The organism is Sediminibacterium sp. (assembly GCF_051861365.1).
In the GTDB taxonomy this organism is placed as follows: Bacteria; Bacteroidota; Bacteroidia; order Chitinophagales; family Chitinophagaceae; genus Sediminibacterium.
In genome coordinates this window covers 89,903-113,359 of record NZ_JBHYCW010000007.1, presented here as the reverse complement: position 1 = coordinate 113,359, position 23,457 = coordinate 89,903, and the positions used below count along the sequence as shown (strand labels likewise).

The window sequence follows — 23,457 nt, the reverse complement described above, 5'->3', positions numbered from 1 at the left end:
AAGCTGCAAGCCGCAGGCTCCAAGCTACAAGCATGAAGTGTGCGGCTTGCTTGATTTTCTTTGATATAACTAATTTAAAAATAAAGATTGCATCCGCCGCGGCGGACTGCAGCTTGAAGCTTAAAAATATGGCCATAAAAAGAGACAATCGCCCAAGATCAACATTCTCCGAGATCACCATCAGTCTGGCATCTCCGGACAGTATCCTCGAAAGAAGTTTTGGCGAAGTACTGAAGCCTGAAACCATTAACTACCGTACCTACAAGCCAGAACGTGATGGATTGTTCTGTGAAAGAATTTTCGGTCCGGTAAAAGATTATGAATGCGCCTGCGGTAAGTATAAGCGTATCCGTTATAAGGGTATCGTTTGTGACCGTTGTGGTGTTGAAGTAACTGAAAAGAAAGTTCGTCGCGAACGCATGGGACACATCAAATTGGTGGTTCCTGTTGTACATATCTGGTATTTCAAAAGCTTACCTAATAAAATTGGTTACTTGTTGGGTATGAGCTCTAAGAAATTAGAGACCATCATCTACTACGAGCGTTTTGTAGTGATTCAAGGTGGTGTGAAAGAGAACCTCAACATGGGTGACCTGTTGACGGAAGAGGAGTACTTAGATATTCTCGACAACTTGCCAAAAGATAACCAGTACCTGCCTGATGATGATCCACAAAAGTTCATCGCTAAAATGGGTGCTGAAGCTGTTCATGCTTTATTGGAAAGAATCGATCTGGATGGATTGAGTTTCTCTCTGCGTAATGCAGCAGCCACTGAAACATCTCAGCAGCGTAAGGCAGATGCTTTAAAGCGTCTGAGCGTTGTAGAATCGTTCCGTGATGCAAGTACAAGAATCACTAACCGTCCTGAGTGGATGGTGATGCAATACATTCCTGTAATTCCACCGGAATTACGTCCATTAGTGCCTTTGGATGGTGGACGTTTTGCGAGTTCAGATTTGAATGATCTGTATCGTCGTGTGATCATCCGTAACAACCGTTTGAAGCGTTTGTTAGAGATCAAAGCTCCTGAAGTGATCCTGCGTAATGAAAAACGTATGTTGCAGGAAGCAATCGATTCGCTGTTTGATAATAGCCGTAAATCCAATGCGGTGAAAGCAGAAGGTGGTCGCGCACTGAAATCATTATCTGATGTTCTGAAAGGTAAACAAGGTCGTTTCCGTCAGAACCTATTGGGTAAGCGTGTTGACTACTCAGGTCGTTCGGTGATCGTGGTTGGACCGGAACTCAAAATGCATGAGTGTGGTTTACCAAAAGACATGGCGGCTGAATTGTTCAAACCATTTGTGATTCGTAAGTTGATTGAAAGAGGTATTGTGAAAACAGTGAAGTCTGCTAAGAAATTGGTAGATCGTAAAGAAGCTGTGATTTGGGATATCCTTGAAAATATTCTGAAAGGACACCCTGTTTTGTTAAACCGTGCCCCAACATTGCACCGTTTGTCTATTCAGGCCTTCCAGCCAAAATTAGTAGAAGGTAAAGCGATCCAACTGCACCCACTCGTAACATCAGCGTTCAACGCGGATTTCGATGGTGACCAGATGGCGGTACACGTTCCATTGAGCAATGCTGCTGTTTTGGAAGCTCAATTACTGATGCTTTCTTCACACAATATCTTGAACCCTCAAAATGGTACGCCTATTACCCTTCCTTCTCAGGACATGGTACTTGGTCTGTACTACATCACAAAGGGTAAAAGAACCACTGAAACTGAAGTGGTGAAAGGTGAGGGTAAAGCCTTCTATAGCATGGATGAAGTGATCATTGCTTACAATGAGCAGCGTGTAGATCTTCATGCCAACATTAAGGTGAAAGTAAACGTACGTGAAGCTGGTAAATTGGTGAAGAAACTCATCGATACTACTGTAGGTCGTGTTTTATTTAACCAGCATGTTCCTGTTGAAGTTGGATACATCAATGCACTGTTGACCAAGAAGAGCTTGAGAGAGATCATTGGTGATATCATCAAGATCACAGACGTTCCTAAGACAGCTAAGTTCCTCGATGATATCAAGACACTCGGTTTCCGTATGGCCTTCCGTGGTGGTCTGTCATTCAACGTGAATGATCTGATCGTTCCTGATATGAGAAATGAACTGTTGGAGAATGCTAAAGCAGAAGTAGAAGAAGTGTGGGAGAACTATAACATGGGTCTCATCACCAACAATGAAAGATATAACCAGGTAATTGATATCTGGAGCCGTGTGGATACACGTATCACCGAAACACTGATCCGCGAAATGCAAAATGATAAGCAGGGCTTCAACTCTGTTTACATGATGCTGGATTCCGGAGCCCGTGGTAGTAAAACACAGGTTAAGCAGCTGGTAGGTATTCGTGGTCTGATGGCGAAACCACGTAAGAGTGGTAGTACCGGTAGCGAGGTAATTGAAAATCCGATCCTTTCCAACTTTAAGAGTGGTCTGAACGTATTGGATTACTTCATCTCTACACACGGTGCGCGTAAAGGTCTTGCGGATACGGCCCTGAAAACAGCGGATGCCGGTTACTTGACTCGTCGTCTGGTTGACGTATCACAAGATGTGGTGATCAGTGAAGAAGATTGTGGTACACTTCGTGGTATTGCAACAACCGCACTGAAAGATAATGAAGATGTAATCGAGCCACTGGCAGATAGAATTGAAGGTCGTACCTCATTACACAATGTATACCATCCTGTAACAGATGAGTTGATCATCACTGCAGGTGAAGAGATTTCTTCTGATGATGCGAAAGCAATCGAAGAAGCGGGTATCGAAACGGTAGAAATTCGTTCTGTATTGACTTGTGAAAGCAAGCGTGGTGTATGTGTGAAATGTTATGGTAAGAACCTGGCAACAGGATACCTCGCACAAAGAGGTGATGCTGTAGGTATCATCGCTGCACAGTCAATCGGTGAACCGGGTACTCAGTTAACACTTCGTACTTTCCACGTGGGTGGTGTTGCGGGCTCTGCTTCTGTAGAATCAACCTTGCAAGCGAAATTTGATGGAACCATTCAGTTCGATGGTCTGCGTACCGTAGAAACATTGAACAATGAAGGCAATAAAGTGAAGATTGTTATCGGTCGTACAGGTGAAGTGAGAATCATGGATGTGAAGAATGATCGTTTAATGATCACGAATAACGTTCCTTATGGTTCTACCTTGAATGTGAAAGACGGACAGCAAGTGAAGAAAGGTGATGTGATCTGTACATGGGATCCATTCAATAACGTAATCGTTGCAGAACAGAATGGTAAGATCCGTTTTGAAAATGTAATCGATGGTATCACTTATCGTGATGAAGCGGATGAACAAACCGGTCACCGCGAGAAAGTGGTTATTGAAACCAAGGATAAGACCAAGATCCCAACCATTATTGTTGACGGTAAAGAAATCAAGCAATACAACTTGCCTGTTGGCTCACACATTTCTGTAGAAGAAGGAGATGAAGTGAAAGCCGGACAAGTAATGGTGAAAATTCCACGTGTACTTGGTAAGTTGAGAGATATCACCGGAGGTCTTCCTCGTGTAACTGAATTGTTTGAAGCTCGTAATCCGGGTAACCCTGCGATCGTTTGTGAGATCGATGGTGTGGTAGCGTTCGGTAATGTGAAGCGTGGTAACCGTGAGATCATCGTTGAGTCTAAAGACGGAATGGTGAAGAAATACTTGGTGCCATTGACTCGTCAGATCCTGGTTCAGGATGGTGACTTCGTGAAAGCAGGTACACCAATGTCTGACGGACAAATTGCTCCAGCAGATATCCTGGCAATTAAAGGTCCATTCGCAGTACAAGAGTACGTGGTTAATGAGATCCAGGAAGTATATCGTTTACAAGGTGTAAAAATCAACGATAAGCACATTGAAGTAATCGTTCGTCAGATGATGAAGAAAGTGGAGATTGTTGATGCGGGTGATACTAAATTCTTGGAGGAGGATCTGGAAGATCGCTTCGACTTTATCGAAGAGAACGACAGAATCTATGATAAGAAAGTAGTAACTGATGCAGGTGAAAGTGCTAAGCTGAAAGCCGGACAAATCATCACACTACGTGAGTTGAGAGAAGAAAACTCGATTCTCCGTAGAGCTGATAAGAAACTGGTAGAAGTACGTGATGCGAAACCAGCTACTGCAACACCGGTGTTGTTGGGTATCACTAAGGCGTCTCTGGGTGTACAAAGCTGGATCTCAGCTGCGTCATTCCAGGAAACGACTAAAGTACTGAGTCAGGCGGCCATTCAAGGTAAGACCGACGCTATGTTAGGTCTGAAAGAGAATGTGATCACCGGACACCTGATTCCTGCCGGTTCCGGACAAAAAGAGTTCGAGAACCTGATCGTAGGAAGTAAGGAAGAGTACGAGGTACTGGCTACCACCCGCGAAGCGATGAGCTTTGATGATGAGGAATAAGATCATATGATCTTTTGAATACATGTTAAAGTAGGAAGTGAAAACTTCCTACTTTTTTTCAGGTATACATCATGTTCTTTATACACTGTTTTTGTAATCTGATATTTATTGTTAATCTTGTTGCCCCGAAAACATAAAGGGAACAAAAGCCTTTAATTTTATTATCTAAACATTAGTACATGAAAAATTTTACCATCGGGTTGAATGTAGTGTTGGTGATAGCGGTAGCTGTTTTATTTTACCTACAATTTTCTTCTGGATCAAAAGATGGGAAAGTAAGTGCTTCAGGAAGCAAAGCTGTTTCTGAAGGAGATTTCAAGATCGCTTACTTTGAGATTGATTCTATTGAAGCACATTTCGATTATTATAAAGAAGTAAGTAATTCAATTCAGTCAAAAGCGCAAGAAAATAGCAAGCAGTTGAATCAACTGAAACAAACTTTTGCAGATAAATACCAGGAGCTTCAGCGTACCGCTCAAACCATGACACAGGCCGAGCTGAATAGCAAGCAGCAGGAGCTGATGCAAATGGAAAAGACATACAACAGCAAAGAGCAAATGATGAACAATGAAATGCAGGATGAGAGCATGAAAAAAATGCTGGATGTAAGACAAAAAATCAGTGACTACCTAAAAGAATACAATGTATCCAAAGGATATGCATTCATCGTAGGAAATAATGATGCCTCTATTGCTTTTTATTACAAAGATGCAGCTTATGATATTACTGCTGATGTGATTAAGGGATTGAATGAGAGATATAAGAAGAAGAACTAGTCTTTTAAAGCGGCAAGCGGCAAGCTTCAAGTGAGCAATACTTTCAGAAAGGCAGGTGAATTTTATGTTCGCCTGCTTTTTTTATTAACAGGGATACCTGTAACGATCTTGTAGCCTGTATCTTGTAACTTGAAGCTTGCCGCTTGCGGCTTGTGGCTTTTTTCCCTATCTTCCCTCACGAACAAAACGCTATATGAATAATAACAACCCTTCTTTCAAACCCACCCTTGGATTGTTGGATGCTACGATGATTGTAGCCGGTAGTATGATCGGTTCCGGAATTTTTATTGTGAGTGCTGATATTACCCGTAATGTAGGCAGTGCCGGTTGGCTCATTGCTGTTTGGTTGATTACGGGATTTATGACCTTGACAGCAGCATTGAGTTATGGGGAACTGAGTGCTATGTTTCCCAAAGCAGGTGGACAATATGTATATCTCAAAGAATCCTATAATAAGCTGACAGGATTTCTGTATGGCTGGAGTTTTTTCTCTGTTATTCAAACCGGAACTATTGCCGCGGTAGGAGTGGCTTTCAGTAAATTCGCCGGATATTTCTTTCCCTCATTAGAAATGACGGATGAGAATATGCTTGCGCAGATTGGCTTTGTAAAATTATATCCCGCACAATTTGTATCTATCGCGATCATTATTTTTCTGACCTATATCAATACCAAAGGGGTACAGGGTGGTAAATTGATTCAGACCACATTTACAGTAACAAAGTTGTTATCACTATTTGGATTGATCGTGTTTGGGTTTTTATTGGCAGCCAAATCAGAAGTATGGAATGCAAACTGGACGGATGCATGGTCTATGAAAAATATTTCAGGTGACAATAGTATCACCGCCGTATTGGGTGTTGCTGCATTTGGAGCGATCGCTGCATCAATGGTAGGTTCTATTTTTAGTAGTGATGCCTGGAACAATGTTACATTCATCGCAGGAGAAATTAAAAATCCGCAGCGTAATATTGGTTTGAGTCTTTTTCTGGGAACATTGATCGTTACCGTGATCTATGTTGCAGCTAACTTAATGTATTTAAGTGTGCTTCCGCTCAATGATATCGCACATGCACCACAAGATCGTGTGGCAGTATCGGCATCCAACCTCATTTTTGGAAATATCGGTACTTATGTGATCGCCGTTATGATCATGATCTCCACTTTCGGATGTAACAATGGATTGATACTTGCGGGTGCAAGGGTATATTATACCATGGCACAGGATGGATTGTTCTTCAAAAAAGCAGGTGAACTGAATAAAAATGCAGTACCGGAATGGGCACTATGGGCACAGTGTGTAGTAGCTTCTTTATTATGTTTGAGCGGTAAGTATGGAGATCTGTTGGACATGGTTTCTTTTATCGTGGTGATCTTCTATGTACTGACTATTGCTGGTATTTTCATTCTTCGTAAAAAGAGACCTGAGATCGATCGTCCATATAAAGCATTTGGCTATCCTATTTTGCCAGCTATCTATATGTTGATGGGAATTACTTTCTGCGTTTTGCTGATCGTTTATAAACCTAATTTTACATGGCCGGGGCTCATCATTACACTGATTGGAATTCCTTTGTATTATCTTGCAGTACGAAATAAGAAACAAGAAGCCTGATGAATTTTGAACAACTATTTACGGGATTCCAATCGATCCGTGTAGCCATTCTTGGGGATGTAATGTTGGATACTTACTGGTGGGGTTCAGTTGATCGTATCTCTCCCGAAGCTCCGGTTCCTGTGGTGGCTTTGAAGAATAAAGAGCTCAGGGTTGGCGGAGCAGCGAATGTGGCATTGAATACAGCTTCATTAGGAGCAAAAACAACCATGATCTCTATTGTGGGTGCTGATACTGATGGGGAACAGTTGTTACAGTTATTGAAGGATAAGCATATTGATACTTCATATATCCGTTCAGTGAGTAATAGGGTAACCACTAACAAGACCCGTATCATGAGTCGTAACCAGCAAATGATGCGATTGGATGCAGAGATTACCATAGATATTGATGAGGCAACAGAGAACATGTTGATTGAACAGGTTAAACATTGTCTGGAAGAGCAACAGCCTCAGGTGCTCATATTTGAGGATTATAACAAGGGCGTTATTACAGAACGAATCATTCAAACAGTAACTGCTTTGTGTAAAGAAAGAAATGTGATCATTGCTGTAGACCCCAAGAAAAAGAATTTCCTCTCTTATAAAGACGTCACCATTTTTAAACCGAACCTGAAGGAAGTGAAAGAAGGGTTGAATTTATCAGTGGATCATATAGATTTATCTTCTTTACAACAAATACATCAACGTTTACAGGAACATCTTCATCATCAAATATCATTGATCACACTCTCAGAAAAAGGTGTTTTTTATCAGGATGAAACCTCTCATAAAATCATACCCACACATATCCGCAATATCGCAGATGTAAGTGGGGCAGGAGATACAGTAATTGCTGTAACCTCACTTTGTTATGCGGCAACCCGTGATATGCATCTCGCAGCAGAAATGGCCAATATAGCCGGTGGACTGGTATGCGAACAAGTTGGAACCGCCGCCATTGACCGCGATAAGCTGTTGCAGGAATGTGAGATATTGTTGGGGGAATGATTGAGTACAAGTGAAAATTCAAAAGTAAAAAGTAAAAAGTGAGTTAGTTGCTGATGCTGAACAACTAGCAACTAGCACCTAGTACCTAGCACCCAGTACCCCACACCCATTCAATAATCCCCGCATTTCATTAAATCCTATCTAACATTCCTCTCAAACAATTCGATTTTGTGAGTTGGGTAAATAACTAATTTCGGGTGCTTGTAAATGAAATAGTTATGGCGGATAATTTTACCATTGTAGTACATGGAGGTGCAGGAACCATTCTAAAAGAAGATATGACCCCTGAGTTGGAGAAAGCGTATCAGGAGGGACTTCAACAGGCTTTAGATGCCAGTTATGCAGTGCTTGAAAAAGGCGGTACGGCTGTAAATGCTGTGAAAGCAGCAATTGTAGTACTGGAAGATAATGTGTTGTTCAATGCCGGGCGGGGATCTGTGTTTACTAAAAAAGGATTACAAGAAATGGATGCTGCTATCATGGATGGTAGTGATTTGTCGGCCGGTGCTGTTGCTGCTGTTCGCAATATTAGAAATCCGATAGAGTTGGCGACCGAAGTGATGCGCAATAGCAATCATGTTTTTTTAAGTGGAAAAGGGGCAAATGATTTTGCTATCAAACAAGGAATCAAATTGGAGCCTGATGAATACTTTTTCTCTCAGTTCCGTTATGATCAATGGAAAGCCATTCGTGATTCTGATAACTATTCATTAGATCATACCAATCATCAACTGGAAGAATTAATGCGGGATAAAAAATTCGGTACGGTGGGTGCTGTTGCTTGTGATGTTCATGGCAATATAGCCGGTGCTACTTCCACAGGGGGAATGACCAATAAAAAATATGGTCGTATTGGAGATAGTCCTTTGATTGGTAGTGGTACTTATGCGAATAATAAAACCTGCGCTATCAGTTGTACCGGACATGGGGAAATGTTCATCAGAACCGTAGCTTCTTATGATGTCAGCTGTCTGATGGAGTACAAGGGATATAGCTTACAGGAAGCTATGGAAATTGTGGTACATGATAAACTCATGAAACTGCAAGGTGAAGGGGGAATGATTGGTGTAGATGCCAAGGGCAATGCGGCCATGGTTTTTAATAGTGCGGGCATGTATCGTGGGGTAAAAAATAGTGGCGGTAGAAATGAGGTTTTGATCTACAAATAATTATATTTGGTAAGACTGATGCACATGAGAAATAGAGGGGCTACATTTGTGGCTCCTTTTTTTTAACTGAAATGCCATGCAAAAAATTGCAGTGATTGTAGCCGGTGGTACGGGACAAAGAATGGGTGCTTCTGTTCCCAAGCAATTTCTATTATTGAATGGACAACCCATTCTATGGCATACACTGAATCGTTTTCTTTCGACTTGGCATGATCTTCGAATCATTTTAGTATTACCTGCAGAACACAAAGACCAGGGACAAGCAATTATTCAATCTTTACATGCTACTGATAGGATCAAGATTACAGAGGGAGGAGATACCAGATTTCAATCTGTTAAAAATGGTTTATCGCTTATCCATGAGCCATCGGTCGTATTTGTTCATGATGGTGTTCGTTGTTTGTTAAGCAGTGAGCTGATCAAAAGATGTTATGAGCAGACATTAGAAAAAGGTAGTGCCATACCCGCCGTAGCAGCTACGGATAGTATCCGAATTGTAGAAGGGGAGGGGCATTATGTGGCTGATAGAAACCTGGTACGCATCATTCAAACACCCCAAACTTTTCTTAGCGATCTATTATTACCGGCTTTTCAGCAATCTTATCAGGCGTCATTTACAGATGAAGCAACAGTAGTAGAAGCGGCAGATAAAAAGGTCTTTTTGATTGAAGGAGAATACACCAATATCAAAATTACCCGACCTGAAGACTTACAATTAGCAGAACAGATATTGCAGCGGTCTTAGTGATCAGTGCCAGATATTTCTTCTGTAATGGAAATAGGGTTGAACATGCCCTCCGAATTTTTTATAAAAGGTTTTTACACCCGGCAGATCCGATCCTTCAAAATCAAATAGTAGATTTCGGTTGCTATATTCTCTGAATATCTGGTCTAATAACCATGGGTTGCTATGTGTTTCTCGTCCTTCGGGAAAAGTAGTATTCAGTAAATGATACATTCTTCGCTGGTCTTTTAATAATAATGTATCCGATAAAATAGTACCATCAGGCTTCATTGCTGAGCGAATGATACAATCGCCTCTGCTTGCATAAAAGCGACACAAATCATGTAATCTCTCAAAATGCTCTATTGATAAGTGAGGCATTCTAGATGCGTATTGCTGTTGATAGTTACGAATGGTGCCAGAGATTGACTGTTGTTTGGAGTACTGAAAACCTCCTTCCTGAATCTTGAGTAAGACTTGTTTTAAATCCGGATGATAGTCTTTATAGATGTCTAAATAATCCTTATTTAAATCAATAATGAAATTCGTCCTGTTTTTGCAATGAAGCTCTGAAGCGAGTAAATGATTGGAAAAATTAAAATGGAGATCTCCATACCAAGCATAACTCCTTATCTTTTGTACCAACTCTTCGTGTAAAAAATTTAATAAAGAGGTATCGCCAATAAATCCCAATTGTTGAATAAAGGGGGGGATATAATAATACCGAAATCCATATTTTCTTCTCCAGGGTAAAGGAATAATGGCTTCATAGTCGCCAATCACCAATCCGCTCCAATGATCGCATATTCGATCCAGATAATCATATTGAGCATAGATCAATCCGTTGGAGTGCTTGGAAACGCAGGCATCCCATGCTTGTTGATTGATCACATGCGCTGAAAATATATGGATGGAATATTTCACTTTACGGATTCATACGTGTCCAGACCTCTGTCCTGCCCAACATCGAAATGCCGATATAACCACGCACGTTCAATGTTTTTGGATCCTTTAGTTTCATGTAACATTTGTAGTCTTTGCCATTCTGTGGATCGTAAATTCTACCTCCGGACCATTCACCATCATCATGTACAAAGTCGCGCAATATCACCAGTCCAATCAGAGGTTTGGTTTTTGCATTTTTATCAGGATTGTTGACATCTAATTTTGGTTTACCCTGTTCATCATTCGGCTCCTTCAGCCAAACCAATTTGCCATAATATTTATTGCCCTGCTTATACACTTGTATTTGCCCTTTACCTGAGGAGTTTAACCATATGCCTATAACAGCATCAGGATTATCGTTATTGTTTGTAAATCCCGTGATGGTCCATGTCATAATGACCAATATCAGACTCAACTGTTTGATGTATTTCATAGTAATACGATTTATTTATTCAGATGAATACTTCCATCTTTCATGACGAATGAGATATTTCTTACTGCTGATATATTCTCTATGGGATTTCCATCCACTGCAATAATATCAGCCAATAATCCGGTTTTTAATCGTCCAATCTGTTGTTTATATCCAAATACATCTGCGTTCACAGAAGTGGCGCTTTTTAATACCTCTACAGGTTTCATGCCATATTCTACCATCAGCTCCATTTCACGGGCATTATCTCCATGAGGGAATACGCCTACGTCGCCACCAAAACAAATAGTAACACCTTTTTCTAACGCTAGTTTGAAACTTTTCTTCTTTTGAATAACCCTGTCGGTAGGAGGCATCGTCTTTTTATTCCATCCATTGTAACTGGCGCTGGCTTCCGGGGCACTTAAAGTTGCGCAGAGAGCTACCTTGTTGCGGATCATGATATCATACACTTCTGAAGAACCATAATCGCCATGTTCAATAGTAGACACGCCCGCATCGGCCGCTCTTCTCATGCCTTCTTCTGTACTGGCATGAGCCACTACTTGTCTACCACTGCTGTTGACAACCGATACCAAGGTTTTTAACTCTTCTAATGTGAAGGTAGGTTGCGGGCTATCATCCAATCCCCATCTGTAGTCTGCATACACTTTGATCAGGTCTGCACCATTTCCAATCTGAGTCCTTGCTTCCCTTGTCAATCCCTCAACGCCATCCGCTTCTGCAGCGCCTTTAATCGTGTGATGGGAATTGTTTTCAAGTTTGGGCCCATAGCTGCCGGTGGCAACGATGGCTTTGGTGGCAATGATCATTCTTGGACCCGGGATGATATTTTTTGCAATGGCATTTTTTAGTCCAACATCCGCATAACCAGCACCCTCTGTTCCCAAGTCTCTAACGGTGGTAAAACCTGCCATTAAGGTTGCTTTGGCATGTGTAACCGCCCTTACAATCCTTTCTGCTTCTGACTCATACAAGACCTGATTATTCCAGTTGGTCTCATTATAAGCATGAAGCAGCAGGTGAGAATGGCCTTCGATGAGCCCGGGTAGCAGGGTTTTTCCTTTTAGATCAATCCTTTTTAAAGGGGTTTTGGATGATAATGTGGAAGCCTCGCCCACGGCTACAATCTTGTTTTGGTACACCAGAATACCCCATCCGGTATGCATTTCTTCGCCGTCAAAAAGACGATCAGCTTGAATGAGTAGGAAACTATCCTTGGGATTCGCTAAAATACCGGCTGGAAAGACGAATAGCAGGATTAATATTTTAAATATGGCTTGTTTGTTCATCCGATTGGGCTTTACATGGAAAGTAACCCAGACAAAGGGTAAAAAAAAATTTGTTTGTCTAAGTTGTCCGCCCCATTTTTGCATCAGAATGAAAAGAACAATCAATATTCAGTGGTGGTGGCATACAAACTCCAATCGGGGAATGTAGTGGCGTTGCCAATACTGTATGAATCATATTCAGAAACCCCGACAGTAATTGTCGGGGTTTTTTGTTGGATAGCTCCGGAGTAACCGGAATAAAAAGGAAAAGATGAAAAAGATAATCGTTCAGACGCAGGCTAAGAGAATGCTGGCAGATGTATTTACACCGGTAGGTATCTACCTGCGCATCAGGGATCGTTTTAGGGATACTATTTTGTTGGAGAGCACAGATCACCATGCAGCGGAGAACAGCTATTCATTTATTTGTATCAATGCGATTGCCGGTGCTGAAATCAAAACCGGTGAAACCATGGAATGTAAACTTCCGGCCCAGCAACCGGAAAAAATGAGTATCCAAGACAAAGCATCGGTTCCCACTAAACTTTGGGATTTCATGCAGCGATTTGATATTCAAAAACCGGCTGAAAAGGAAGCGCAATTTGCACAAGGGTTATTCGGCTATACTTGCTTTGATGCTGTACAGTTTTTCGATACGATCTCTTTACCCAAAACCCTGAAAGCAGAACAAATGATTCCATTGATGCGGTATCGTTTGTATCAATATGTTATCGTATTCAATCATTATAAAGATGAATTATTGATTTGTGAAAATAAAATAGCAGGTATTGAATCTGAGATACAAGTAGTAGAATCTTTGATCAGAAGTAAAGATGTGCCTGTATATCCATTCCGTTCAAAAGGAGCAGAAGTATCCAATCTTACCGATAAGGCATACAAGGAAATGGTGCAGCAAGGAATACAAAGTTGTATGCGTGGGGATGTATTTCAGATTGTACTTAGCAGAAGATTTCAACAATCATTTACCGGTGATGAGTTTAATGTGTATAGAGCGCTAAGGAGTGTGAATCCGTCTCCATATCTCTTCTTTTTCGACTATGGTGAATATAAATTGATAGGGTCTTCTCCTGAAGCACAATTGGTTATTCAAAACGGGAAAGCCATTGTACATCCTATTGCAGGTACATTCAAAAGAACAGGTGATGATGAAACAGATCAACGCATGGCAGAGCAACTATTAAAAGATGCCAAAGAAAATGCAGAGCATGTGATGTTGGTAGATCTGGCAAGAAATGATCTTAGCAGAGCTTGCACCGATGTGGAAGTGAGTCATTACAGGCAAGTACAATACTATAGTCATGTGATCCATTTGGTGAGTGAAGTGGTTGGTAAAGTGCCTTCAGGGTATAATCCCTTTCAATTAATGGCACAAACATTTCCTGCTGGCACCTTAAGCGGTGCTCCCAAGTTTAAGGCAATGGAATTGATCGATGACTATGAACCAACAGCAAGATCTTATTATGGAGGTGCAATTGGATTTATGGGATTTGATGGTAGTTGTAATCATGCCATCATGATCCGTACTTTTTTAAGTAAGAATAATACACTGTACTATCAGGCAGGAGCAGGAGTGGTGGCAGCATCCAAACCGGAAAGTGAGTTGCAGGAAGTGAACAATAAGCTCGGTGCTTTGAAAAAAGCGATTGAGATAGCGGAGGAGGTAGGGGGATGAAATTTAAAATTCAAAAGTCAAAAGTCAAAAGTGAAAGGTGTGCACAGGACTCCTTTGGAGAAAAGTGAGACAATAAATCATAAAATCAAGAAATCAAGAAATCAAAGATCAAAAGTGAAACTACTGGTATTCGATAATTACGATTCATTTACTTATAACCTGGTACATCTTGTTGAAAAGATTTTAGGGGATAAAGTTACTGTGTGTAGAAACGATCAGATTGATTTGGATGCGGTTGATGCATTTGATAAGATCATTTTATCGCCCGGTCCGGGTATTCCATCGGAAGCAGGCTTGTTGTTGCCTTTGATCAAAGCATATGCACCTAAGAAATCTATATTGGGTGTCTGTTTAGGACATCAGGCCATTGGGGAAGCTTTTGGGGGTAAGTTGATCAATCTAACTACGGTTTATCACGGATTAGCAACGCCGATTCAATTACAAAGAGCCGGTAATCAACAACGTGATAATGATGTCTTTCAAGGATTTGATGATGAATTGATCGTTGGACGTTACCATAGTTGGGTGGTTAGTGATGAAGTATTTCCGGATGAGCTTGAAGTGACGGCTAAAGATGACAATGATTATATCATGGCGTTAAGACATAAAACATATGATGTACAGGGAGTACAGTTTCATCCTGAAAGTGTACTTACTCCTGATGGAGAAAAGATATTGCGTAACTGGTTAAAAAAATGATGGGTAAAGTATACCAATGAAAACAATATGAAAAAGATATTACAATACTTATTTGAACATAAAACCTTTAGTCGTGAAAAGGCTAAAGAGATCTTACTGCAAATGTCTTCCGGACAATTCAATGATGCGGAGATTGCTTCTTTTATTACCGTATTTCTCATGAGAAGTATTACGATTGAAGAATTACAGGGTTTTAGAGATGCATTACTGGAATTATGTGTTCCGGTAGATATGAAAGGTCGAGCTGTTATGGATATTGTTGGAACCGGTGGAGATGGAAAAAATACGTTTAATATTTCTACTTTGTCTTGTTTCATTGTAGCAGGTGCCGGACAACAGGTTGCCAAGCATGGTAATTATGGAGCTTCTTCTGTAAGTGGGGCATCGAATGTGATGGAACAGTTGGGTTATCGTTTTAAAAATAATGTAGATGAATTGAATAAAGAATTGGATCAAACCAATATCTGTTTTCTGCATGCTCCATTTTTTCATCCGGCATTAAAAGTAGTAGCACCTATTCGTAAGCAACTGGGTGTACGAACGTTTTTCAATATGCTGGGACCTATGGTGAATCCGGCGGCACCTGCTTATCAATTGGTAGGAGTGTATAACTTGGAAATGGCTCGTATTTATAATTATCTCTTACAGGAAACAGGGAAAGCTTTTACGGTGATTCATAGTTTGGATGGCTATGATGAGATATCCTTGACCAATGACACCAAAGTGATCACCAATGAAGGAGAAAAAATTCTGACACCGGAGCAGTTGGGTAAAAGAATGGTAATGCCCGAAGATATTTATGGGGGAAATACAGCAGAAGAAGCAGCGCGTTTATTTGTAAAGATCATCAAGGGGGAAGGAAGTTGGGCACAGAATGCAGTGGTGTTAGCCAATGCTGCGATGGCATTGTTCGGAACTGGTAAATATACTAGTTATGATGATGCTTATGCTGCTGCTGTAGAGAGTTTGGAAAGTAAAAAAGCCTATCAAACATTAGAACAACTGATCAACCTGCAATAACATGAACATATTAGACACCATTGTTGCAAAGAAAAAAATAGAAGTAGCAGCTGCAAAAGAGCGCATATCTGTTGAAGCATTGACAGAACAAGCTTTATTTTCCAGAAGCACCTATTCGCTTTGTGACTTTTTGCAAGATGAAAAGCGTACAGGCATTATTGCAGAGTTTAAAAGGAAATCGCCTTCAAAAGGTATTATTAATGCTACTGCTGAGGTAGAAGAGGTAACCACTGCTTATGCAGCTACCGCATCGGGTATTTCTGTATTAACGGATACTGATTTTTTTGGGGGTAGTCAGGACGATCTTAAAAAAGCGCGTATTCAACAAGTGCCCATACTGCGTAAAGATTTTATGATTGATGCATATCAAGTGTATGAAGCCAAAGCTATGGGTGCAGATGTGATTCTTCTGATTGCAGCCTGTCTTACGCCGGATGAAGTCAATCAATTGGGAGCCTGTGCAAAAGGATTGGGGATGGAAGTGTTATTGGAAATACATGATGAAACAGAATTGATGCATATCAGTGATATGGTGGATATGGTAGGTGTGAACAATAGGAATCTAAAGACTTTTGAGGTAGATATCAATACCTCTTTGCGATTGATTGAACAGATTCCTGCCGGTAAGCCTGCAATTGCAGAAAGTGGCATCAGTAATGTGGATACAATCGTAACTTTACGCAAAGCCGGATTCACCGGTTTTTTGATTGGGGAAAATTTTATGAAAGAACCCCAACCTTCGGTTGCTTTTGCTGATTTTATCGATCAACTAAAAGCAAAGCAAAATGCGTATTAAAGTCTGTGGCATGACACAAGTTGAGCAGATCAAACACCTGGATAACATCGGTGTGGAGTTTGCCGGATTTATTTTTTATCATAAATCGCCCCGGTATGTATTCAAACACATGCCCAGACCTGAAATCAAAAAAATCAGAGGGCAACATATTAATAAAGTAGGGGTGTTTGTGAACGCTCCGGTGGAAGAATTGTTAGAGATCGTAGATGAGTGTGGTTTACAAATGGTTCAGTTACATGGAGATGAAACACCCAAGTATTGTGAGAAAGTAGCTGATTATGTCGATGTGATCAAAGCATTTCGTTTGAGAGAAGATGATCAGGTACTCTGGAAGATCAAGGATTATCAAGATATCGCGGATATGTTTTTGTTTGATACAGAAGGTGCAGGATATGGAGGAACCGGTAAGAAGTTCGATTGGTCAGTATTAAAAGGATTACAAATTAATAAACCATTTTTTCTCAGTGGAGGGATTGGTCCGGATGATGTAGAAAATATCAAAACCTTTATTCAGGATCCGGTAGCAAAAGATCTGTTTAGCTTGGATGTGAATAGCAAATTTGAAACCATTCCCGGATTAAAAGATATGCAGGCTGTTGAAAAATTTGTAAATGAGATCAAAACGATTAAATGATGACAACTAGTTTTCAGAACCCGAATGTGCAAGGTTATTACGGACAGTTTGGTGGAGCTTATATCCCTGAAATGTTACATCGTAATGTGGAAGAACTGCGTGAACAGTATTTATCGATTATGAATGATCCTGTTTTTAAAGCAGAGTTCGATGAATTGTTGCAGGATTATGTTGGCAGACCTACGCCTTTATTCTTGGCTGAAAGATTGAGTCAGGAATTCAATACCACCATTTATCTGAAGCGTGAAGACCTCTGTCATACAGGTGCACATAAAATCAACAATACCATTGGACAAATTTTATTGGCACGTCGCTTGGGTAAAACCAGGATCATTGCAGAGACAGGTGCCGGTCAGCATGGTGTTGCTACGGCTACTGTTTGTGCATTGAAGGGAATGGAATGTATTGTGTACATGGGTGAAAAAGATATTGAAAGACAAGCTCCGAATGTTGCGCGCATGAAAATGCTGGGCGCTACGGTGGTACCTGCTACCAGTGGTAGTAAAACTTTGAAAGATGCTACCAATGAAGCCATACGAGATTGGATCAATCATCCCAATGACACACATTATATTATCGGTAGTGTGGTAGGACCACATCCTTATCCGGATATGGTAGCTAGGTTTCAAAGTGTGATCAGCGCTGAAACAAGAAAACAACTGAAAGAAAAAAGAGGGAATGAATTACCTACACATGTCATTGCTTGTGTAGGAGGAGGAAGTAATGCTGCCGGAGCTTTTTATCATTTTCTAGATGAAACTGCTGTGCAGTTGGTGGCTGTAGAAGCGGCCGGACATGGGATTCAATCGGGTATGAGTGCTGCTACTACACAATTGGGTAAGCCGGGCATCTTACATGGAAGTAAGAGTTTGTTGATGCAAACAGAAGATGGGCAAGTAGTAGAACCCCATAGTATTTCGGCTGGATTAGATTATCCGGGTATTGGTCCATTGCATGCCAATTTATTTACCAGTGGGCGAGGTGTGTTTTTGTCTGCAACCGATGAAGAAGCACTTCAAGCTGCTTTTCATGTGAGTAAAACAGAAGGAATTATTCCGGCATTGGAAACAGCGCATGCTTTCGCGATATTGGGCAAATTGAATTTGAAGCCTACTGATGTAGTGGTCATTTGTTTGAGTGGAAGAGGTGATAAGGATCTTTCAACCTACATGCAACAACTATAATTATTGATGCGTATCATATTATGAGCAGAATAGAGACATTGTTTAGTCGAAAAAAAGAAAGGGTATTGAATGTGTACTGCACAGCCGGCTATCCGGAACTTAACAGTACCCTTGAAGTAATACTCACATTAGAAGCTTCCGGTGCCGATTTGATTGAGTTAGGCATGCCATACAGTGATCCATTGGCTGATGGGCCTGTGATACAAGCAAGCAGTACCAAGGCTTTACAAAATGGGATGAGTATAGCAGTATTATTTGAGCAGTTGAAAGGTCTGCGCGCTAAAACGCAGATTCCACTCATCTTAATGGGTTATATGAATCCTGTGATTCAGTATGGGTTCCAGCAATTTTGTAAAGAGGCAGCCGAGGTGGGTGTTGATGGATTAATATTGCCGGATTTACCCGAATATGAATATGAGACGATGTATGGTGAGATCATTAAAAAAGCTGGATTGGATTTTATCTTTCTGATTACCCCGGAAACATCAACAGAAAGGATCAAAAAATTAGACCGTTTAAGTAGTGGATTTTTGTACGCGGTAAGTTCATCTGCCACAACGGGTAACGAGAAAGACTTTGATCAAGTGGCTAAGTATTTACAGCGGTTAAAAGATATGCAGCTACAGAATCCGGTATTGGTTGGTTTTGGTATCAAGGACAAAACAACTTTTGATACTGCATGTCGATATGCCAATGGTGCCATCATTGGATCGGCCTATATCAAAGCATTGGAGCAGCCGGGAGATATTCAATCATTAACCCAGCAATTTTTGAATCAAGTATTATGAAGGTAGTGATCGTTAAATACAATGCGGGAAATATTCAGTCTGTTCAATATGCACTGGAACGAATCGGAGCTTCTGCACTTGTCACGGATGATCATGAATTGATCCGCTCGGCTGATAAGGTGATTTTTCCGGGTGTTGGGGAAGCTAGTACAGCGATGCATTATCTCGAGTCAAAATCGTTGGATGTGCTGATTAAAGAACTGCAACAACCTGTATTGGGAATTTGTTTGGGTATGCAACTCATGTGTAAACATTCTGAAGAAAACGATACAGATTGTATGGGCATTTTTGATGAGCAGGTCAAATTGTTTCAACCGGTGAAATCAGCAGGATTGAAAGTGCCGCAAATTGGTTGGAATACGATCAGTGATTTGTCAACCCATCTTTTCAAAGATGTACCCGAAAACAGTTTCTGTTATTTTGTTCATGGCTATTATGCTTCAAAAGGTGAGCATACCATAGCAACAACAGATTATGTTCAACCCTATAGTGCGGCTTTACATCGAGATAATTTTTATGGAGTACAGTTTCATCCGGAAAAGAGTGCAGCTGTGGGAGAACAAATCCTAAAGAATTTTTTAACCTTATAAATGCATGCATGCAAATTATACCGGCTATTGATATTATTGATGGTAAATGCGTAAGACTCACACAAGGCGATTATGCACAGAAGACCATCTACAATGAACATCCATTAGAAGTGGCGTTGCAATTTCAGGATGCAGGATTACACAGACTACACTTAGTAGATCTCGATGGTGCAAAAGCAGGGGCAGTGAAAAACTGGAAAGTATTGGAGCAACTAACCGCTAAAACCACTATGATCATTGATTTTGGCGGTGGCATCAAAAAAGAAGAAGATCTTCGTATTGTTTTTGATTCCGGCGCAGCTTACGCAACAATCGGTAGTTTGGCAGTGAAAGAGGAAGCCAAGTTTGTAGCATGGTTACAGGCTTATGGCGCATCAAAATTTTTATTGGGGGCCGATGTAAAAGATGAAAAGATAACAGTTGGCGGATGGCTGGAGACAACTGATATCAATATCTTAGATTTTATCGAACAATATAAAGCGGCTGGAATTTCACAACTGTTCTGTACAGATGTGAGCAAAGATGGTAAATTGGAAGGCCCATCCATTGCATTGTATCAAAAGATCATCAGTCAATTCCCTGATCTTCATTTTATTGCCAGTGGTGGTGTTAGTAATCTTACAGATTTAGTGCAATTAAAAGAAATAGGATGTAAAGGAGCGATTGTAGGGAAAGCTATCTATGAAAATAGAATCAGTCTGGAAGAGCTCAGTCTTATGAATCAATAATCATAACAAAAGCTTGTATGCTGACAAAAAGAATCATACCCTGTTTAGATATCAAAGATGGCAGAACCGTTAAGGGAGTCAATTTTGAAAATATAAGAGATGCGGGCGATCCTGTTGAATTAGGAGCGCTGTATGCTGCCTCGGGTGCTGATGAATTGGTGTTTCTGGATATTACAGCCACCAATGAAAAAAGAAAAACACTAAGTGAATTGGTCAATAAAATATCCCACAAAATCAATATTCCCTTTACGGTGGGTGGTGGTATTAGTAGTGTAGAAGATGTAAGAGCGTTACTTCAAAATGGAGCAGATAAAATATCTGTAAACACGGCTGCTTTTAAAAGACCGGAATTGATTGCAGAGCTGTCTAAAGAATTCGGTTCACAGTGCGTGGTTTTGGCCATTGATACCCGTCGGGAAGAAGATGGTAATTGGTATGTGTACCTGAATGGTGGACGAGTAAAAACAGAAACGCTTTGTTTGGATTGGGCAAAACAGGGAGTGGCATTGGGTGCGGGAGAAATTTTACTGACCTCCATGAATCATGATGGAACCAAGCAAGGTTTTGCGCTGGATATTACGGCTCAATTAGCAGAAGCATTACCTGTACCGGTGATTGCTTCCGGTGGCGGTGGTACAATGGAACATTTTACTACTGTTTTCAAAGAAGGGAAAGCAGATGCAGCACTTGCTGCCAGTATCTTTCACTTTAAAGAAATAGGGATACCGGAATTGAAGCAGTATCTTGCAGAAAATGGAGTGGTGGTTAGAAAATGATGAATATCGAATATTGAATGTTGTAGTATAGGATTATGGAGCAGCATAAATAATTGAATTATGAAAGTTGATTTTTCAAAATATGCGGATGGGTTGGTGCCTGCTATCGTACAGGATATTGAAACCCATAAAGTACTGATGCTGGGTTTTATGAACCAAGAGGCACTTACCAAGACTGAAGAAACCGGAAAAGTTACTTTTTTCAGTCGCAGTAAGAATAGATTATGGACAAAGGGTGAGGAAAGTGGCAATTTTTTGGAATTAAAAAGTATGGCAGTGGATTGTGATCAGGATACTTTGCTGATTCAGGTTCATCCCGTAGGACCTGTTTGTCATACCGGAGCAGATACTTGCTGGAGTGAAAGAAATCATAGCGAAGACTTTCTCTTATACCTGGAAGATATCATTCGCTTACGTAAACAAGCTTCACCTGAAGAGTCTTATGTTGCCAAACTCTTTTCTAAAGGCATCAATAAAGTAGCGCAAAAAGTAGGTGAGGAGGCAGTAGAGCTGGTAATTGAAGCTAAAGATAACAATGAGGAACTGTTTCTAAATGAAGCTGCCGACCTCTTATTCCATTATTTACTTTTGCTTAACGCGAAAGGTTATAAATTACAGTCTGTCATTGATATATTGAAACAAAGACATTCCAGATAATATGAAAAAACTACTCTTTTTATTATGCTTGCCACTGAGCATGCTGGCGCAGGTAGGTGTTGATAGTTACGAGATCAAGGGAATATTGAAAGGATTATCAGATAATACCACAGTGTTTCTCACCAATGGCGTTACCGGGCAAACCATTGCCACGGCAACTGCAAAAGATGGTCAATTTACACTCAAAGGCAAGCTTACCCAACCGGAATTGGTACAGATCGCATTCAATGGGAAGAATGAGAAATTAGACATGTTCATTGGAAATGATGCTGTAAATCTGGATGGAGAAATTTCTAATTTGGAAGCTGCTGTCATCAGTGGGTCTGCTGTTCAGAAAGATTATGAACGTTTCAGGGTAAAATTCAATCCGCTAAAAGATAAGTTGAATACATTGGCGAATACCATCAATCAACAGTCATCCTCTAATGCAAAGCGTGATTCTTTAATCAATGTTTTCAATCAAAACAAAGCCATATTACTGGCTACAGCAGCCGAATTTATCAAGAATAATGCAGCATCTCCGGTAAGTCCGTTTGTGTTATTTGCGGTAGGTCCATTGTACGATGACCTTGATGAGTTAGAAGCGCGTTACAATGATTTACAGCCCATTGTGCAAAAAGGGTTTTATGCAGAGATCATTGCCCAAACGATCAATAAATCTAAAATAGGTAGAATAGGCTCACAGGCATTGGATTTCACGCAAAATGATGTGAATGGCAAGTCTGTTTCGTTATCTTCTTTCAAAGGAAAATATGTGTTGGTAGATTTTTGGGCGAGTTGGTGCAGACCCTGTCGTGAAGAAAATCCCAATGTAGTACTTGCATATAATACGTTCAAAGATAAAAACTTTACAGTCTTGGGTGTTTCTTTGGATCAGGATAAAAACAATTGGTTACAAGCTATCAAAGTAGACAAATTGGATTGGACACACGTCAGTGATCTGAAATTTTGGGACAATGAAGTGGCCAAGATGTACAATATTCAAGGCATCCCTGCAAACATGTTAATCGACCCCAACGGGAAAATCATCGCCCGAGATCTCAGGGCACAAGCATTGCAGGATAAGCTGAAGGAGTTGTTGAAATAGTCCATGGTACATAGTCCATCGTCCATAGTATTTGGGGAAAACCATCGACCATGGACTATGGACTATCGACCACTACCAAAAATCTCCTCATATTTCCTCGCATCAAAACCAACAGCCACTACTTTTCCTTTCTTTACTATGATGGGTCTTTTGATGATGCTGGTATGTTGTTGCATCACGGGGATGGCTTTTGCAGCTGTTGTTATAGACTGTTGTAAACTGCTAGGGAGTTCTTTATAAGTAGTCGATCTTTTATTGAAGATGATGTCCCAATTAACCTGTTCGCACCATGATTGTAATGTAGCGGTATCAATACCGGCAACTTTATAATCATGAAATTGGTAATCGATCTTGTTTTCTTTCAGCCAAGTGATGGCTTTTTTCACGGTGTCGCAATTGGGAATACCAAAAATTGTGTACATAGTTTACAGTCTTAAAGTCCACTCAAATACCTTATCTGCCGATTTTTGG

At 40.6% G+C, this 23,457-nt stretch carries 22 protein-coding genes; 18 read left to right on the top strand and 4 right to left on the bottom strand.

The annotated features are described in order from the left end of the window. Positions 1-128: 128 nt before the first annotated feature. The 6 genes from rpoC (at position 129) to ACTIEV_RS05055 (ending at position 9,706) form a co-directional block, all read left to right on the top strand. Positions 129-4,412: a DNA-directed RNA polymerase subunit beta' gene (gene rpoC, locus ACTIEV_RS05080; protein ID WP_322196868.1), complete on the top strand. Its 4,284-nt coding sequence runs from the start codon at positions 129-131 to the stop codon at positions 4,410-4,412. Positions 4,413-4,591: 179 nt separating this feature from the next. Continuing rightward, on the top strand, positions 4,592-5,188 hold the full coding sequence (locus ACTIEV_RS05075) for an OmpH family outer membrane protein (protein ID WP_322196869.1): 597 nt from the start codon (positions 4,592-4,594) through the stop codon (positions 5,186-5,188). Between the two features lie 193 nt (positions 5,189-5,381). Next, positions 5,382-6,803, top strand: coding sequence for an APC family permease (locus ACTIEV_RS05070; protein WP_322196870.1), 1,422 nt, complete (start codon positions 5,382-5,384; stop codon positions 6,801-6,803). After that, complete coding sequence (locus ACTIEV_RS05065) at positions 6,803-7,792, top strand: bifunctional heptose 7-phosphate kinase/heptose 1-phosphate adenyltransferase (RefSeq protein WP_322196871.1); 990 nt, start codon at positions 6,803-6,805, stop codon at positions 7,790-7,792. Before ACTIEV_RS05070 ends, ACTIEV_RS05065 begins: the two co-directional genes overlap by 1 nt. 218 nt (positions 7,793-8,010) lie before the next feature. Then, entirely contained in the window at positions 8,011-8,961 is a 951-nt protein-coding gene (locus tag ACTIEV_RS05060) for an isoaspartyl peptidase/L-asparaginase family protein (protein WP_322196872.1), read from the top strand. 76 nt (positions 8,962-9,037) lie between these two features. Then, the gene (locus ACTIEV_RS05055; RefSeq protein WP_322196873.1) at positions 9,038-9,706 is read left to right on the top strand and encodes a 2-C-methyl-D-erythritol 4-phosphate cytidylyltransferase; all 669 of its coding nucleotides are present in this window, start codon (positions 9,038-9,040) and stop codon (positions 9,704-9,706) included. A gap of 3 nt (positions 9,707-9,709) precedes the next feature. On the opposite strand, the gene ACTIEV_RS05050 is transcribed toward ACTIEV_RS05055, so the two are convergent. Genes ACTIEV_RS05050 through ACTIEV_RS05040 form a run of 3 tightly spaced genes read right to left on the bottom strand, consistent with a single transcriptional unit; the run spans position 9,710 to position 12,355 of the window. Further along, entirely contained in the window at positions 9,710-10,609 is a 900-nt protein-coding gene (locus ACTIEV_RS05050) for a hypothetical protein (protein WP_322196874.1), read from the bottom strand. 1 nt (position 10,610) lies between these two features. Next, positions 10,611-11,063, bottom strand: coding sequence for a DUF2147 domain-containing protein (locus ACTIEV_RS05045; protein WP_322196875.1), 453 nt, complete (start codon positions 11,061-11,063; stop codon positions 10,611-10,613). 11 nt (positions 11,064-11,074) lie between these two features. Continuing rightward, positions 11,075-12,355: a metal-dependent hydrolase family protein gene (locus tag ACTIEV_RS05040; protein ID WP_322196876.1), complete on the bottom strand. Its 1,281-nt coding sequence runs from the start codon at positions 12,353-12,355 to the stop codon at positions 11,075-11,077. A 250-nt stretch (positions 12,356-12,605) separates the two neighbouring features. On the opposite strand from ACTIEV_RS05040, the gene ACTIEV_RS05035 reads away from it, so the two are divergent. The 12 genes from ACTIEV_RS05035 to ACTIEV_RS04980 all read left to right on the top strand — a co-directional run bounded on the left by ACTIEV_RS05035 (position 12,606) and on the right by ACTIEV_RS04980 (position 22,986). After that, positions 12,606-14,027: an anthranilate synthase component I family protein gene (locus ACTIEV_RS05035; protein WP_322196877.1), complete on the top strand. Its 1,422-nt coding sequence runs from the start codon at positions 12,606-12,608 to the stop codon at positions 14,025-14,027. Between the two features lie 114 nt (positions 14,028-14,141). After that, complete coding sequence (locus ACTIEV_RS05030) at positions 14,142-14,726, top strand: anthranilate synthase component II (protein WP_322196878.1); 585 nt, start codon at positions 14,142-14,144, stop codon at positions 14,724-14,726. A 27-nt stretch (positions 14,727-14,753) separates the two neighbouring features. Next, positions 14,754-15,746 carry an anthranilate phosphoribosyltransferase gene (trpD, locus tag ACTIEV_RS05025; RefSeq protein ID WP_322196879.1) on the top strand — a complete coding sequence of 331 codons (993 nt, stop codon included), beginning with the start codon at positions 14,754-14,756 and terminating at the stop codon, positions 15,744-15,746. 1 nt (position 15,747) lies between these two features. Beyond that, positions 15,748-16,542: an indole-3-glycerol phosphate synthase TrpC gene (gene trpC / locus ACTIEV_RS05020; RefSeq protein WP_322196880.1), complete on the top strand. Its 795-nt coding sequence runs from the start codon at positions 15,748-15,750 to the stop codon at positions 16,540-16,542. Further along, complete coding sequence (locus ACTIEV_RS05015; protein ID WP_322196881.1) at positions 16,532-17,176, top strand: phosphoribosylanthranilate isomerase; 645 nt, start codon at positions 16,532-16,534, stop codon at positions 17,174-17,176. Before trpC ends, ACTIEV_RS05015 begins: the two co-directional genes overlap by 11 nt. Next, complete coding sequence (gene trpB, locus ACTIEV_RS05010) at positions 17,176-18,360, top strand: tryptophan synthase subunit beta (protein WP_322196882.1); 1,185 nt, start codon at positions 17,176-17,178, stop codon at positions 18,358-18,360. Before ACTIEV_RS05015 ends, trpB begins: the two co-directional genes overlap by 1 nt. A gap of 20 nt (positions 18,361-18,380) precedes the next feature. After that, positions 18,381-19,148, top strand: a complete 768-nt coding sequence (gene trpA / locus ACTIEV_RS05005; protein ID WP_322196883.1) for a tryptophan synthase subunit alpha — start codon at positions 18,381-18,383, stop codon at positions 19,146-19,148. After that, positions 19,145-19,738: an imidazole glycerol phosphate synthase subunit HisH gene (gene hisH / locus ACTIEV_RS05000; RefSeq protein WP_322196884.1), complete on the top strand. Its 594-nt coding sequence runs from the start codon at positions 19,145-19,147 to the stop codon at positions 19,736-19,738. The genes trpA and hisH overlap by 4 nt, the downstream gene beginning before the upstream one ends. An 8-nt stretch (positions 19,739-19,746) precedes the next feature. Beyond that, entirely contained in the window at positions 19,747-20,466 is a 720-nt protein-coding gene (gene hisA / locus ACTIEV_RS04995) for a 1-(5-phosphoribosyl)-5-[(5-phosphoribosylamino)methylideneamino]imidazole-4-carboxamide isomerase (RefSeq protein ID WP_322196885.1), read from the top strand. Positions 20,467-20,483: 17 nt separating this feature from the next. Continuing rightward, positions 20,484-21,242, top strand: coding sequence for an imidazole glycerol phosphate synthase subunit HisF (gene hisF, locus ACTIEV_RS04990; protein WP_322196886.1), 759 nt, complete (start codon positions 20,484-20,486; stop codon positions 21,240-21,242). 60 nt (positions 21,243-21,302) lie between these two features. Further along, entirely contained in the window at positions 21,303-21,899 is a 597-nt protein-coding gene (gene hisIE / locus ACTIEV_RS04985) for a bifunctional phosphoribosyl-AMP cyclohydrolase/phosphoribosyl-ATP diphosphatase HisIE (RefSeq protein ID WP_322196887.1), read from the top strand. A 1-nt stretch (position 21,900) separates the two neighbouring features. Further along, positions 21,901-22,986, top strand: coding sequence for a TlpA disulfide reductase family protein (locus ACTIEV_RS04980; RefSeq protein WP_322196888.1), 1,086 nt, complete (start codon positions 21,901-21,903; stop codon positions 22,984-22,986). A 62-nt stretch (positions 22,987-23,048) separates the two neighbouring features. Here the strand turns inward: ACTIEV_RS04980 and ACTIEV_RS04975 are convergent, their stop codons facing one another. Then, positions 23,049-23,408, bottom strand: a complete 360-nt coding sequence (locus ACTIEV_RS04975) for a Spx/MgsR family RNA polymerase-binding regulatory protein (protein WP_322196889.1) — start codon at positions 23,406-23,408, stop codon at positions 23,049-23,051. Between the last annotated feature and the right edge of the window lie 49 nt (positions 23,409-23,457).

What these genes read in the sequence shown, in the direction of transcription:
- rpoC (WP_322196868.1), top strand. Translation starts at nt 129, where the DNA reads ATGGCCATAAAAAGAGACAATCGCCCAAGATCAACATTCTCCGAGATC.
- ACTIEV_RS05075 (WP_322196869.1), top strand. Translation starts at nt 4,592, where the DNA reads ATGAAAAATTTTACCATCGGGTTGAATGTAGTGTTGGTGATAGCGGTA.
- ACTIEV_RS05070 (WP_322196870.1), top strand. Translation starts at nt 5,382, where the DNA reads ATGAATAATAACAACCCTTCTTTCAAACCCACCCTTGGATTGTTGGAT.
- ACTIEV_RS05065 (WP_322196871.1), top strand. Translation starts at nt 6,803, where the DNA reads ATGAATTTTGAACAACTATTTACGGGATTCCAATCGATCCGTGTAGCC.
- ACTIEV_RS05060 (WP_322196872.1), top strand. Translation starts at nt 8,011, where the DNA reads ATGGCGGATAATTTTACCATTGTAGTACATGGAGGTGCAGGAACCATT.
- ACTIEV_RS05055 (WP_322196873.1), top strand. Translation starts at nt 9,038, where the DNA reads ATGCAAAAAATTGCAGTGATTGTAGCCGGTGGTACGGGACAAAGAATG.
- ACTIEV_RS05045 (WP_322196875.1), bottom strand. Translation starts at nt 11,063, where the DNA reads ATGAAATACATCAAACAGTTGAGTCTGATATTGGTCATTATGACATGG.
- ACTIEV_RS05040 (WP_322196876.1), bottom strand. Translation starts at nt 12,355, where the DNA reads ATGAACAAACAAGCCATATTTAAAATATTAATCCTGCTATTCGTCTTT.
- ACTIEV_RS05035 (WP_322196877.1), top strand. Translation starts at nt 12,606, where the DNA reads ATGAAAAAGATAATCGTTCAGACGCAGGCTAAGAGAATGCTGGCAGAT.
- trpD (WP_322196879.1), top strand. Translation starts at nt 14,754, where the DNA reads ATGAAAAAGATATTACAATACTTATTTGAACATAAAACCTTTAGTCGT.
- trpC (WP_322196880.1), top strand. Translation starts at nt 15,748, where the DNA reads ATGAACATATTAGACACCATTGTTGCAAAGAAAAAAATAGAAGTAGCA.
- ACTIEV_RS05015 (WP_322196881.1), top strand. Translation starts at nt 16,532, where the DNA reads ATGCGTATTAAAGTCTGTGGCATGACACAAGTTGAGCAGATCAAACAC.
- trpB (WP_322196882.1), top strand. Translation starts at nt 17,176, where the DNA reads ATGACAACTAGTTTTCAGAACCCGAATGTGCAAGGTTATTACGGACAG.
- trpA (WP_322196883.1), top strand. Translation starts at nt 18,381, where the DNA reads ATGAGCAGAATAGAGACATTGTTTAGTCGAAAAAAAGAAAGGGTATTG.
- hisH (WP_322196884.1), top strand. Translation starts at nt 19,145, where the DNA reads ATGAAGGTAGTGATCGTTAAATACAATGCGGGAAATATTCAGTCTGTT.
- hisA (WP_322196885.1), top strand. Translation starts at nt 19,747, where the DNA reads ATGCAAATTATACCGGCTATTGATATTATTGATGGTAAATGCGTAAGA.
- hisF (WP_322196886.1), top strand. Translation starts at nt 20,484, where the DNA reads ATGCTGACAAAAAGAATCATACCCTGTTTAGATATCAAAGATGGCAGA.
- hisIE (WP_322196887.1), top strand. Translation starts at nt 21,303, where the DNA reads ATGAAAGTTGATTTTTCAAAATATGCGGATGGGTTGGTGCCTGCTATC.
- ACTIEV_RS04980 (WP_322196888.1), top strand. Translation starts at nt 21,901, where the DNA reads ATGAAAAAACTACTCTTTTTATTATGCTTGCCACTGAGCATGCTGGCG.
- ACTIEV_RS04975 (WP_322196889.1), bottom strand. Translation starts at nt 23,408, where the DNA reads ATGTACACAATTTTTGGTATTCCCAATTGCGACACCGTGAAAAAAGCC.